Origin of the sequence: Paenibacillus sp. 481 (genome assembly GCF_021223605.1) — a bacterium.
Lineage (GTDB): Bacteria > Bacillota > Bacilli > Paenibacillales > Paenibacillaceae > Paenibacillus_B.
Genome location: NZ_CP075175.1, coordinates 638,523 through 651,935, shown reverse-complemented (window position 1 = coordinate 651,935; position 13,413 = coordinate 638,523). Strand labels below are relative to the sequence as shown.

Annotated in this window: 9 protein-coding genes and 1 other annotated feature; of the genes, 7 read left to right on the top strand and 2 right to left on the bottom strand. The window is 45.9% G+C overall.

Annotated features, from left to right (window positions below; genetic code table 11):
* Positions 1-30: 30 nt before the first annotated feature.
* Genes KIK04_RS02600 through KIK04_RS02585 form a run of 4 tightly spaced genes read left to right on the top strand, consistent with a single transcriptional unit; the run spans position 31 to position 4,202 of the window.
* Positions 31-966, top strand: coding sequence for a carbohydrate ABC transporter permease (locus tag KIK04_RS02600; RefSeq protein ID WP_232278566.1), 936 nt, complete (start codon positions 31-33; stop codon positions 964-966).
* Positions 967-994: 28 nt separating this feature from the next.
* On the top strand, positions 995-1,852 hold the full coding sequence (locus tag KIK04_RS02595) for a carbohydrate ABC transporter permease (RefSeq protein ID WP_232276788.1): 858 nt from the start codon (positions 995-997) through the stop codon (positions 1,850-1,852).
* A 29-nt stretch (positions 1,853-1,881) separates the two neighbouring features.
* Positions 1,882-3,330 (top strand): PTS transporter subunit EIIC, encoded by a 1,449-nt coding sequence (locus KIK04_RS02590; protein ID WP_232276787.1) that lies wholly within the window; start codon positions 1,882-1,884, stop codon positions 3,328-3,330.
* Between the two features lie 32 nt (positions 3,331-3,362).
* Entirely contained in the window at positions 3,363-4,202 is an 840-nt protein-coding gene (locus tag KIK04_RS02585; protein ID WP_232276786.1) for a PRD domain-containing protein, read from the top strand.
* A gap of 72 nt (positions 4,203-4,274) precedes the next feature.
* Here the strand turns inward: KIK04_RS02585 and KIK04_RS02580 are convergent, their stop codons facing one another.
* Positions 4,275-7,490 (bottom strand): transglycosylase domain-containing protein, encoded by a 3,216-nt coding sequence (locus tag KIK04_RS02580; RefSeq protein ID WP_232276785.1) that lies wholly within the window; start codon positions 7,488-7,490, stop codon positions 4,275-4,277.
* 175 nt (positions 7,491-7,665) lie between these two features.
* Positions 7,666-7,957, top strand: a binding site (T-box leader).
* A 110-nt stretch (positions 7,958-8,067) separates the two neighbouring features.
* Between KIK04_RS02580 and tyrS the strand changes: the two genes are divergently transcribed.
* Positions 8,068-9,318, top strand: coding sequence for a tyrosine--tRNA ligase (gene tyrS / locus KIK04_RS02575; RefSeq protein ID WP_232278565.1), 1,251 nt, complete (start codon positions 8,068-8,070; stop codon positions 9,316-9,318).
* A 55-nt stretch (positions 9,319-9,373) separates the two neighbouring features.
* Here the strand turns inward: tyrS and rpsD are convergent, their stop codons facing one another.
* The gene (gene rpsD / locus KIK04_RS02570) at positions 9,374-9,973 is read right to left on the bottom strand and encodes a 30S ribosomal protein S4 (protein ID WP_232276784.1); all 600 of its coding nucleotides are present in this window, start codon (positions 9,971-9,973) and stop codon (positions 9,374-9,376) included.
* A gap of 409 nt (positions 9,974-10,382) precedes the next feature.
* On the opposite strand from rpsD, the gene KIK04_RS02565 reads away from it, so the two are divergent.
* A complete protein-coding gene (locus KIK04_RS02565; protein ID WP_232276783.1) occupies positions 10,383-12,410 on the top strand; it encodes a sensor domain-containing diguanylate cyclase in 2,028 nt (675 codons plus the stop codon).
* Between the two features lie 126 nt (positions 12,411-12,536).
* Entirely contained in the window at positions 12,537-13,388 is an 852-nt protein-coding gene (locus KIK04_RS02560; RefSeq protein WP_232276782.1) for a hypothetical protein, read from the top strand.
* Positions 13,389-13,413 lie beyond the last annotated feature (25 nt).

Below are 13,413 nucleotides of genomic sequence, written 5' to 3'. Positions count from 1 at the left end.
GACATAAGAGGAGGAATAGACGTGAGCAGCATGCCGAACACATCAGTGCGTCAGATGACACCACCTAGCAAAGTGAGCTGGAAGACGAAGCGGAAAGTGTTCATGTTCGTGTTCACCGTACCGACTCTGTTATTTTTTTGCTTGTTTATGATATATCCGATATTTCACGGGCTTTATTACAGTTTTACAGATTGGTCTGGGGGCTCGGAAACGAAGAATTTTGTCGGATTTGACAACTACAAAGAGTTGCTATCTGATCCGATCATGGGTAGAGCCATCATAAATGATTATTTTCTCGTCTTTTGGAAAGTCGTAGGTATTATCGGCCTAGGCGTCTTTTTTGCGGTGGCGTTAACACGGTTCCGCTTACGGGGAACCGGCTTTTTCCGGTCTGTCTTTTTCATACCAAACGTGTTGTCTGTCGTCGTTATCGGTGTGTTGTGGAATTTCATTTATAATCCGAGTATCGGCTTTTTAAATGCTTTCTTATCGCTTTTTACGAGCGAACCCGTGTACACGGCTTGGTTGGGTGAAACAGATTTGGCCATCTGGATGCTCTTACCCCCGTCGATCTGGGCAGGTGTGGGCTTTGTTATGATTCTAATTATTGCTGCGATCTTAAACATTCCAAAAGACTTATATGAAGCTGCTAACATCGACGGAGCTACGCAAATGCAGCAGCTGTGGCGCATTACATTGCCACTTATTTGGGAACAGATCAAAGTGTCGATTTTGTGGGTCGTCATGACGACACTCAACGGCTCTTTTGTCATCGTGTGGATGATGACGGAAGGGGGACCAGATAATGCAACGCAAGTGATGGGCTCTTACTTGTATCAAATGGGATTCCGCCAGTATAATTTCGGCTATGCTTCAGCTATTGGCGTTATTATTTTAATATTATCACTGATTACGACCTTAGCATTAAAACGGCTGTTACAACGAGATACGGTAGAAATGTCCTAATCGGTGTACAGGATGAGGGTGGGACGAAATGCGTGCTGATACAGAGCAGAGTCGGAAATTTGTCTTCATACGTTGGCTGTTATATGCAGTGTTGGGCATCTGGACATTATGTGTCATTTACCCATTAATTTGGACTATTATGAGCTCCTTTAAAAGTAATCAGCAGTTTATGCTGGCAGCACCTTGGAGCTTACCGAACTGGCCTTGGCAATGGGAAAATTTCAGCAACGTTTGGTCGAACTACCATTTAGGTACTTATTTTACGAACTCGGTTATTGTAACGACGTTCAGTACGGTACTGTCGTTGTTATTAGCGGCTTCAACATCGTATATTATTGCTCGCTTTCCTTTTCGGGGGAGCCAAGCGTTGTACAACTTGTATTTAGCTAGTATGATGATTCCGCTTATTCTTGGACTGATTCCGATCTTTTTCCTGCTTTCTTCGCTGGGACTGGATAATACGTTGTTCGGATTAATCGCTGTCTATACAGCCACAAATTTGCCGTTTGGCGTGTTTGTACTGGTCGGTTTCTTTAAAGCGTTGCCCAGAGAGCTTGATGAGGCGGCTTCAGTTGACGGTAGCTCGCACTACGGTGTATTTTTCCGTATCATGCTGCCGCTCGCTAAGCCAGGGTTAATTTCGGTAGGGATGATGAATGTGCTCCATATTTGGAACGAGTACATCATCGGGACGGTTCTGGTTAATGACCCGTCCAAGTATACGATGCCTGTCGGCATCGCTGTCATGCAAGCTGAGATGCAGTATAGCACAGAGTGGGGCGCTCTATTTGCAGGCTTGATGATGTCTATCATTCCGGTATTTATTTTGTATATGCTGTTTCAGCGTCAAATTACGAGTGGAATGATGGCGGGGGCTGTTAAATAACGGATACATAGAGAGAAGGGGTAAGGCGTATGATGTCGTACATGCAAAAAGTAGGCCGTGCCCTTATGGTTCCGATTGCTGTTCTTCCCGCTGCGTCTATTTTAGTGCGCATCGGTGATATTCAAGCTGAAACCCCTTGGCTGGCAGCACTTGCAAGCGTTAGCAAGCTAGGGGGAGATGCTATTTTTCAAAACTTACCGCTGTTTTTTGCCATAGGCGTAGCCATTGGCTTAACTTCAGGGCAAGGGGTTGCGGCGTTAGCTGCTGCGGTCGGATACACGGTATTTACGAATGTATTGCAGCATTTTCAAACGAATGCGACCGCAATACTAGATACAGGCGTATTAGGCGGCATGCTGTGCGGTTGGCTGGCGGCTTACTTGTATCATCGCTTCCATCGGATTCAGCTGCCAGAAGCGGTCGGCTTTTTTGGTGGGAAACGATTTGTTCCGATTATTACAGCCATTGTTATGGTCGGTGTAGGTGTTGCGGTTGGCATGGTGTGGCCCACGATTCAAGAGGTTATTCGTCAGCTTGGCATTTGGATGATGAACGCCGGCGAATGGGGTGCTGGTGCTTATGGGCTTATGAATCGACTACTTATTCCGACAGGGCTTCATCATATTTTAAACAATATCGCTTGGTTTCAAATCGGTGAATTTACGACTGACTCCGGCACTGTCGTGCGTGGAGATATCTTGCGTTTTAATGCAGGTGACCCCGAGGCTGGAACCTTTATGACAGGTTATTTTCTCGTCATGATGTTCGGTTTACCTGGATACGCACTCGCTATAGTCCATGTTGCGCATCCGCAAGCACGAACACGAATAGCATCTATCATGCTGACAGCTGCTCTGACTAGCTTTTTAACGGGGCTTACTGAGCCTTTGGAGTTTGCTTTTATGCTTACGGTACCGCTGTTGTACGCTGTACACGCCGTTTTGACGGGTGTAGCGATGATGATTACGGTGTGGCTCGATATTCGGGCGGGCTTCAGCTTTTCGGCAGGAGCTATCGATTTGGTGTTATCTTGGCACTTAGGCAACAATCTCGTGCTACTGTTGATGCTCGGAATCGGGTATTTTGCACTCTACTATGGTGTTGCGCTATGTATGATTAAAATGTTTGATTTGCAGCCTCCAGGGCGGCGTGGGCCTGTAGATGTTCAGCCAGCTCATTCGCAGCTAGCGACGTTAAGTACAAGCCAGCAATTTGATAACCAACTAGCCGAAGTGATTCGGTACGCAGGTGGGCTTCGTAACATTCGTGATGTCGATGCGTGTATCACGCGACTTCGGTTGCGAGTATGGGACCCTGTTATGATCGCTAATGATGATGCGAGCTTGCTGGCATCTGGCATTTTTGGAACGATGAAAGTAGCGAAAGATGGTATTCATTTTATTATAGGTACGGAATCGGACGTGTTTAGAGATAACATAGAGCAGCAGCTCCAAAAAGATAATGAACGGTTAGGTTGAACGTATTTGCATCGGTTTGTGGAGGGGACAGTATGATAGAGCGAAAAATCGTTCACATCTTATCTCATAACGTTGTCATGACCAAATTATCCTCCGGAAAAAACTCCATTGCATTCGGCAAGGGGCTAGGCTTTCAAAAAAAGCCTGGGATGGTTGTTGATGAAGCGGAAGTTAAGCAGGAGTTTTTGCTGCAAACGTCGGAAGTATTGGAGCATTACGAGCATATTTTGCATTCGGTTGATTTTAAAATTATCGGTGTAGTGGAGGAAGTTATTGCATTTGCTCAAGGACATCTGGAAGGGCGTTTCTCGGAGACGATACATTCAGCGCTTGTCGATCATATTAATTTGGCTATTGAGCGTACGAAGCGCGGTATTATCATTAGCAATCCATTTACGTTTGAAATTCAACATCTGTATGCCAATGAATATCGAGTTGCGGATCGTTCTGTTGCCTTTTTAAATGAACATTTGGATGTGGAATTACCTCAGGATGAGATCGCCTTCTTGGCGATGCATTTTCATAGTGCACGGCAGCGGAAAAAGGTTGGCAAAGGACTCGGCGAAGTCAAGCTGATTGCGAAAGTACTCGAGAACGGGAAAAAGTTAGGCTTTCGTTTTGATGAGTCATTGCCTACGGTGCTGTTTATTAGTCATTTAAAAGGGTTGCTTGATAGGGTTCAAGCGGAAAGGACGTTAAGTAATCCCTTGCTTGTGCAAATAAAGGATGAATATGAAGATACGTTTGAAAAAGCACTTATTTTTGCGGAATGGATCGCTACTGGTTTAAATAAGACAGTGCCGCTCGATGAGGTCGGTTTTTTAACGATGCATTTAGAACGACTCGTAGAGCGGCAAGATTCGCTGCTTTAGAGGGGCATAAGGCTAATATTGAAAAAGGCAGGTGCCGATTGGCACCTGCCTTTTCATGTTTCATACTCGCTGCTAATTGTCTACTTGGATCGGCGAGCTTGATGCGGACTCTCCGGCACTGTTGGCGGCTGATACGCGATACCAGCCACCAGGCGTTGCTGTAATGAGTTCGAATTCGGTCGATGAAGACGAGCCGATACGCTCAAACGAGCCATCTTTGCTTGCGCTATAGTAAACATAGTATTCTGTCGGGTTATGACGTGGTTTCTTCCAAGTCAATTTTACACCTAAATCCGTAAGACTCGCGCTCACACTAGATGGTCGGCTCGGCGCTGTCGTTGCTGCTTGTGCGGTTTCATTTGAATTTGCTGTTGCAGGGCGTTCACCTTGTTCGTTACCTTGCCCATTACCTTGATCGGTCTCTCCACTATCTCCAGGCTGTCCATCTTGTCCTGATACAGCGCCACCGTTAGGCTCTGTACGTTCATTCGGATTCGTAGGAGGGACAGCAGAGCCGTCTGAACCGTTTCCAGTCGATGAGTCTGTTTCCGAAATGGAATGCCCCCATTTGACTGTAGCGGATGGTGCAGATTCTTTTCCAGCTACATCGACAGCCGTTACGTAATAACTGTATTGATTGCTGTCTGTTGCAAAATCAATAAAGCGCATGTCTTCGCCTGTAATGACCACTTTGTCTGCCCTGCTAAAGCCAGCTCCGTTAAGTGATTTATATAAGCGATAGCCGACTACATCATTGCTGCCGCTACCTCCAAACGAAATTCGAACCGAGCCGTTGTTCAATGATTCAACGTTTACGGTAGCTGGTGCAGACGGTGCATTGCCGTCATCCGTGCGCGGATCTTTTCTCGACGGTGCGTCCGACTTGGCATCCTCTGGCAAGTACTTGGATAATGAGCGTCGCGTACTGCTTGAAGAAAGACGGCCGAGCGCTTTTTTCAACTCTTCAACGAGCTCTTGAATCGGTTTTTCACGTTTAATCACGATTTTCTCGCTCGTAAATTCGTCCGGTGTACTATCATGCGGGATGTAGTTTACGCCGTTAAACGCAATATATTTCATGCTGACCAGTGCATCTTCCATCTTGGTCGGAATAAATTTACGATTAAATAAGTCTGTATTCGTTTTGTCTGTAAGCGAGCTTGGCAGCTTACCGCTGTAAGCAGACACTGTCCTGCGGACGATGCCGTCAGGGCGCTCGAATTTAGCTGTCTTCAGCAAATTCGGTGTTGTCTTCGCCACTTCGTTCATCACTTTGGACCATATTTCGGTCGAACGGGAACGAGCACTGCGATTCAACACATGAATCTGCTCATCATAACCGACCCATACGCCCATCGTAACGTCAGGCGTATAGCCGACGAACCACGTATCTGCGTAATTCTGCGTCGATCCTGTCTTAGCAGCTACTTCCGTTTTGCCAAAATGATTAAATTGGGTGCGGACAGAACGTGCTGTACCGCGCGAGCCTGTAATAACGGTCTTCATCATGTCCGTCATCAAGTATGCGCTCTGCTTGGTTACGACTGTCTGCGGGTTTACCTTATGCTCGTAAACTGTTTTTCCATTTGAGTCTTCTATCTTGTGAATATAGTAAGCATCGTGTAATTGACCTTCGTTCGCAATTGCACCGAACGCATTCGTAATTTCTTCAACCGTTACCCCGTAGCGCAATCCGCCGATAACGCCGGTTTGTGCTTGGTAATCCTCAGGTTGAATCGTGGTGATGCCTAGCTGTTTTACGAAATCGAGCGCGTTTTTAATGCCGACTTTTTCGATATAAATTTTCAAAGCGGGCAAGTTCAACGATTCGTTTAATGCTTTACGAGCCGTAACTAAGCCTTGGTATCGGCCGTTCGCATTACCTGGTATATGATAGCCCTTACCGGCATCCTTAAGGATCATCGGTGCATCATCGACGATGGATGCTGGCTGGATGAGACCTTTATCGATCGCTGGCAAGTAGGCGGCCAGCGGTTTCATTGTCGACCCGGGCTGCTTCATCATTTGCGTCGCAAGGTTCATCTGCTCGATTTCAAAGCCGCGTCCTTCGATCATGCCTAGAATCGCACCTGTCCGGTGATCAAGCATTAGGGCTGCAACTTGCTCCACGCCTTTCTTCTCACTGTAAGGCGAGAAGTTCTTATCATTATTTGCTACACGCTTCATCGCATCATAAATCTTTTTGTCAATCGTTGTTGTAATATGATAGCCTCCGCGCAGCAATTGCTCGCGCGCGCTTTGCAGCAATTCACTGTTCTCTCGCTTGCGCAAATCGGCTTTCGTCATATTCGGATGCTGCTGTAGAACGAGCACTTCCGCGGCCGCCCGTTCTGTTTCCATCATTAAATATGGATATGTAGAATAGGCCTTTGTACGGGATTCGGCCAAAGAGCCTTCAATATTAAAGGCGGTGGCTTCAGTGTACTGCTGCTGCGTAATTTTGTTTTCTTCCAGCATTCGTTTCAATACAAGCTTCTGACGCTCAATTGCTCTACTAATTCCGCGTTTGTTCCGCTCGCCCTTACCTGTATAAGCAGAGTAAGCAGATGGGAGCTGCGGCAACCCGGCTAAATAGGCGGATTGTGCAATATTAAGCTTATTTAAGTCATCAATGTTAAAAATGCCTTTTGCTGCTGCTTTAATGCCAAACACATTATAACCATTTGAACCGTTGCCGAATGGAACTTTGTTTAAATAAGCGGTCAAAATTTCTTCCTTCGACAAAAATCGTTCCATACGTAGTGATAAAAATATTTCTTTAGCCTTGCGGCTGTCTGTCTTTTCCAAACTTAAAAATACCCGTCTCGCTAATTGCTGAGTTAGCGTACTACCGCCTGTCTGAACAGGCAGGTTGAATACTTTTTGCACAGCCGCACGCGATAAGCCTCGAATGTCGATGCCGGAATGCTCAAAGAAGCGGTTATCTTCTGTAGCAAGCAATGCATCTATAACGGTTTGTGGAATTTCTTTAAAGGTAATAGGCCTGCGGTCTTCCTCTGTACGTAGTTGACCCATTTGCGTACCGTCTCTGAAATAGACAAAGCCAGTAATCGCATTTTCTTGAATTTTTTGTTCAATCAATTCCCGGGAGCGGATAGGCTCGTCTTTTACAAGAGAAGTAACATAACCGACGACCAAGCCTCCACCAAACAAGCCGCATAGCAGGCCGAACAGCATGAGCCATTTTATGACTGACCAGATGCGGCGTCCGATAGAAGCTTTCCGTTTCCCTGTTTCGCCGCTGTCCGTCAATTTTTCCTCAACCATGCAATTTATTCCTCCTTAATAGTTGCAGCACAGAACATTATATCACAAACTAAGCGGACGTTGAGTCCATTACATATAGTTACTAATAAAAAGTATGCTTCGTATAAATGATGTCGTTTGACGAATGATACACGGTATGATATAACAAATTTATTCGAAATGAACCGTTTCATATATTGTAGCGATGAAGGAGCAAGTAGACGTCCGAGTACTGTTAAACAGAGAGTCGGTGGGTGGTGCGAATCGACCAGTGCGGATTGTCGAATTACATTCTGGAGCTGCTTTGGGCTATGTAGACGAAATAACGCCTTTGCGTGTGAATGTTGTCGATCGGTGTCCAAAGCCGGGAAAGCTTCCCGTTATCAAGCATGAGTGAGAGCTTTAATGATCTTTTGTATGCGTGTATACGTATAGTATTAGGGCTCTAACGAGGGTGGTACCGCGAGCTAGTCTTTCTCGTCCCTTGAGGATGAGGAGGGCTTTTTTGTGCTTTCAGTCGATATTGTTCTGGTATTCTGGCTGCAATAATGTAGCGGTTATTTAACTAGGGAGGATTAGTAAGATGGAAAAAGCAGCTTTGAAATGGGAGTCGCTAACTGCTGAGCAGCAGCAAGAAGTTGAGCGCCAGCTTCACATTATTAGTCGTGGTACAGCGGAAATTGTACCGGTAGAGGAATTGAAGCAGAAACTAGTAAAATCATTGGCAACGGGAGAACCTTTGCGTATCAAGCTCGGTCTTGATCCGTCTGCGCCTGATATTCATGTCGGCCATACGGTCGTCTTGCACAAGCTGCGCCAATTTCAGGAGCTTGGTCATGAAGTTCAATTGCTTATCGGTGATTTCACAGGCCGTATCGGCGATCCGACGGGTAAATCAGAAACGCGTAAACAATTGACAGAAGAGGACGTTCAGCGTAACGCAGAGACGTACAAGAAGCAAATTTTCAAAATTTTAGATCCGGAACAAACGAAAGTTGTGTACAACTCTACATGGCTATCACCAATGTCCTTTGCAGATGTGGTTACGCTAGCGGCTAAGGTAACTGTAGCACGTATGTTGGAGCGCGACGACTTCACGAAGCGTTATCAAGCGGGCTTGCCGATCAGCATTCACGAATTTTTCTACCCGCTCATGCAAGGGATGGACTCTGTAGCATTGAAGAGTGATGTCGAGCTTGGTGGAACGGATCAGAAGTTCAACTTACTTATGGGCCGCACGTTGCAAAAGGAATATGGCCAAGAGGCGCAAATTACGATTACGATGCCGCTGTTAGAAGGCTTGGATGGCGTGCAAAAGATGAGTAAGAGCTTGGGCAACTACATCGGCATCGATGAAGAGCCGAACGAAATTTATGGTAAGGCGATGTCTGTACCGGACGAGCTGATGGTGAAGTACTACGAGTTGGTTACCGACTACACGAATGAAGAAATGGCAGCTTTGAAGCAAGGCTTGGCTGATGGCACTGTGCATCCACGTGATGCTAAAATGCGTCTAGGCTACACGCTCGTACGGATGTACCATGGTACGGAAGCGGCCGAGGCGGCGCAGCAGCATTTTGTGACGGTATTCCAACAGCGTGCGCTTCCAACTGATATCGAAGAACAAGTAGTGCCGGCTTCCGAGTTGGAAAATGGTAGCATTCGAATTATGAATCTGTTGACATTCCTCGGAATGGCGTCGTCCAATGGCGAAGCAAAGCGGAGCATTCAACAAGGTGCGGTAAAAATTAACGAGCAAAAAATAGATGATCCCAACGCAGAAGTTACGTTGCAGGCTGGAGATGTCGTGCAAGTAGGTAAGCGTAAGTTTGCGAAAATTAAGCTTTAATTATAAAATAAAAACGTTGGGGCCATAAGGCTCCAACGTTTTTTTGAACCGAATATTAACGGCTGTAGAACTCGACGATTTGCTTCTCATCGATGTCTTGGGACAATTCAGCGCGCTCAGGCAAGCGAACAAACTTACCTTCAACAGCAGCTTCGTTGTACTCCAAGTAAGTTGGCAAGTGGTGACGGCCTTCGATAGCTTCTTTAACCACTTTCAAACTACGGCTTCTTTCGCGCAAGCCGATTACGTCGCCAGTGTTTACCAAGTAGGACGCGATGTCAACTTTTTTGCCGTTGACTGTAACGTGACCGTGGGAAACCAATTGACGAGCACCTGCACGAGAGTTGGAGAAACCAAGACGATAAACAAGGTTGTCCAAACGGCTCTCAAGCAAGAACATGAAGTTCTCACCAGCGATACCTTGCATGTTGTTAGCACGATCGAACAAGTTGCGGAATTGCTTCTCGTTCATACCGTACATGTGACGAAGCTTTTGCTTCTCTTGCAATTGAATACCGTAACCGCTCATTTTTTTGCGTTGGTTAGGACCATGTTGTCCTGGAGGGTACGCGCGCTTCAATTCTTTGCCAGTACCGCTCAAGGAAATGCCCAGACGACGGCTTAATTTAAATTTAGGACCTGTGTAACGTGCCATATTAGTGTTGACTCCTTCTCATTCATGTAATGGTAGAATGTGGGGTCATTAGTGCCAAATTTCATTCATCGCTATCAGGGCCAAATGTTCAGCTCATCATAGAGGGACATTCCCCATGTTAGCTCCGGCACGATTAGTGAAACAGCCGCAGTCGCGCCGGCGATGAAATTCGTGAGGGTGACACAACAATTTCGCCCATACATCTGATAATAATATAAGAAGAATGAGCTGTATGTCAAGCTGGATTCGGTATTGATCACTTCCAACTGAGCAGGATATAAGACTCAATTTTAAAATATAGTTCTAATGTCCTAAAAAAAGTTTCCAACATTATGATATCATAGTATATTTTAATTGAAATATATTGTATGATAGTAGGAGACTACCTTATTTATTGAAGGAGAAAAGCATGAGAGTACGGCAACTCCACCAGCAAACTGAATCAGGAAAGTCCACTGACAGCGCGGATCAAATGCCAGCGCCAACAGCTATGGAACGAGCGGAACATGATAGCTGGATGTTGTCTTACGACGTGACGGAGCATGATTTACCCTATTTGCAACCGTTGCTCCAAGCTGCTTTTACGGACTGGCATCAAGAAATCCCGCCACAAGCTTCCATTCTTCAAGGGGAGCTTGCGCTCTATGATTATAATGGTGCTTGGATTAGGGGAGATCATGGACTAGTCTCAAGCACGTCTGCGTGTGAAGTAGCGAAGCGCTGCTTAGCAGGCGAGCTATCGTCTAATGGTGAAATACATACAGACGGTGTGTATATGGCAGCACTCATTCAATCAAGGCAGAATCAATTTAACATCGCTGTGTTAGTATGTCGGATGAGTAAACAGGCTAAGACGGCTATTACATCGACGACTATTTCATCTAATAAAGAACAAATGGCGGAGCAAGTTGAGCAGGCGCGACTCGTAGATAGCGTTGTGCTAGAAGCTTGGATACACTCCCTGCGTACACATTTTTATCGCCGCTTCGAATATTTGTTCGTTCGCGATATGGTTCATTCCCAAAAAATTGCCGAACGCGAGGCAAAGCGCCGCGACGTGTTGTATCATGTCGTGCGTCATATCCATGATCGGATTGACGTTGACTCCGTACTCGTCCAAATTGTGAGCGGGGTTGAGCGGCTCGTTACAGATGCTCATATTGAAGTGTATTTGTCGCAGGACCATCGGAGTGAAAATCCGAAGGTGAAGACGTTGTTGTTCAAGCCATGGAGCGATCCGCTTGTGCTGCAAGCGTTTATGAAAGGCGAAATGTGCTATCGAGCTTCGCTTGAAAATGGTAAAGGCGCAGAGGTAGCTTATGCGCTTAGTGGCAAGCAAGGCTCGTACGGCGTGTTAAAGGTTGTATTCCCGAACACAGAGCCCGATGCTTCCGACGTCCAGTTAATTCAGCTCATCGTAGAGACGGCTGGCACCGCGTTTGAAAATGCCCGTTTGCATGAGCAAGCAAACGAAGTCATTCAAGAACTTCGTTTTATTAATGAATTAACGAAAAGAATCAATCAAAGCTTGCGCTTATATGATGTGTTTCATGACGCTACGCATGAGCTGTTACATGTATTTCGGGCTGATTTTTGTATGTTGCTGCAAGTTAGTGAAGATAAAAAGCAGTTCGAGGTTGTATCGTGCAATATGTCCGAATACGATGGCGCTAAGCTAGCTGTAGATGATGGGCTATTTGGCTATATGTATTCTTTACGTGAGCCGATCATTATGTCTGACACGGGAGAACATACCCAACTGCAAATTAAATTTTTTGAGCAGCTGCAATTGCGCTCGTTAATTGCTGCTCCGTTGTTTATCGGTGGTGAAATGGTCGGTATTGTACTGTTGGCTGATCGACGCCCGCACTTCTTCACGTACGATGGCTTCAAGCTGCTGCAAATGTTGGCGACCCATATTGGACTTGCCATTGCGAATGCTACCTTGCATGCCAGAGTGAAGCATATGGCGAACAAAGACCAGCTTACGGGGCTGTATGCCCGTCACTATTTAGATAAGCAAATTTCTCGTCAGCAAAATATCGATTTTTGCGGCTCTTTAATTATCGTCGACATTGATCACTTTAAACAAATTAATGACACATACGGACACCAAACGGGTGATAAAATATTGCATCAAGTAAGTGAAATTATTCGTAGCTCAATTCGCGAAACGGATATTGCCGCACGTTGGGGCGGGGAAGAGCTTGCGATTTATTTCCCACAATTGAACGCCGAGCAAACGGTTCGAGTTGCTGAGCGAATTCGGGCGCGAGTTTCCCAAGAGACCGACCCGAAAGTAACGGTGTCATGTGGAATTGCGGAATGGACTTGGCAGGATGAAAAAATAAGTGTTGAATCGTTGTTCTATCGAGCCGATATGGCTTTGTATGAAGCGAAGAACGGCGGCCGTAATCAAATACGAGTTAGCTCTTAAGCTCGGAAAATCGTAGCGAGAATAAACAGCTGACAGTTGACAGACGATAAAAGAGGTGGACATATGTCCACCTCTTTTTTGCATCGTGCACGACTTATCTGATGAGGTAAGGAAAGGATTTTGAATGTGAGCCTGCTTAGTGGATTTTTCAATAAAACGTTATGTGATGTCACAGCTCGCTTATTTATCGTTAGCTTGTTGTTCGTATCGGGGTGTTATACCCCTGTCCATTCGCCTCCAGAAGAGATGCTGGAACGATCTTTAAGTGGTGTCATGGGTAAAGATGAATTTTCATTTCGAGGATTTGCAGAAGTTCGAGTAGGTGAGAACATGATACTCATGAAACAGTTTCGGTATGAGGGAGCCGTTCGTCAGCATCAAGGCACACATATGAGATTAAGCCGTAATGTCGAACGTGACACGACAAGTAAGCGCTGGAATCCTTTGCGACATCTTGAAGAGCTGCGGGCTGTGCCGAAGCGGGTTTCTTTGCTACGCGTACCCGACTCTGATGATTTAAACATGACATCGAGTGGTAATCCCATACAGGTGAGGGCGAGTAACCTCACCACCTCAAGGGCCAGCATGATTTCACAATTCACGAAAAAGGGGGCTATTCCGCTAAACATTAACGTGCGACCACACGATGCGAAAAAAATGCTGTCGCAGTACTTGCAAGAAGATTACGAAAGCATCGTCATTCCGAACAAGCAATTGGAACGTGTTCGCGGGCAGCTCTCGGCGTCAGCTCAGCAGGAGTTGGCGAATGAACTTAACGCTGAGGCGGAACAAGGTCGTCAACGTTTAACAAGCATGCTGGAAAATGCTACGGTAAATGCGACTTATGTACTATGGGTGGATCAGAAGCGACAACTGCCACTAGCATTAGAAACACAAATGACAGCGGCATATAAGGTGGAGGGTCAACCTCGTCAAGAAACGATACGGATGGTTTCAGAATTCGTGAATTATCGCTGACTTTAACTACCAAGTCGTGATACAA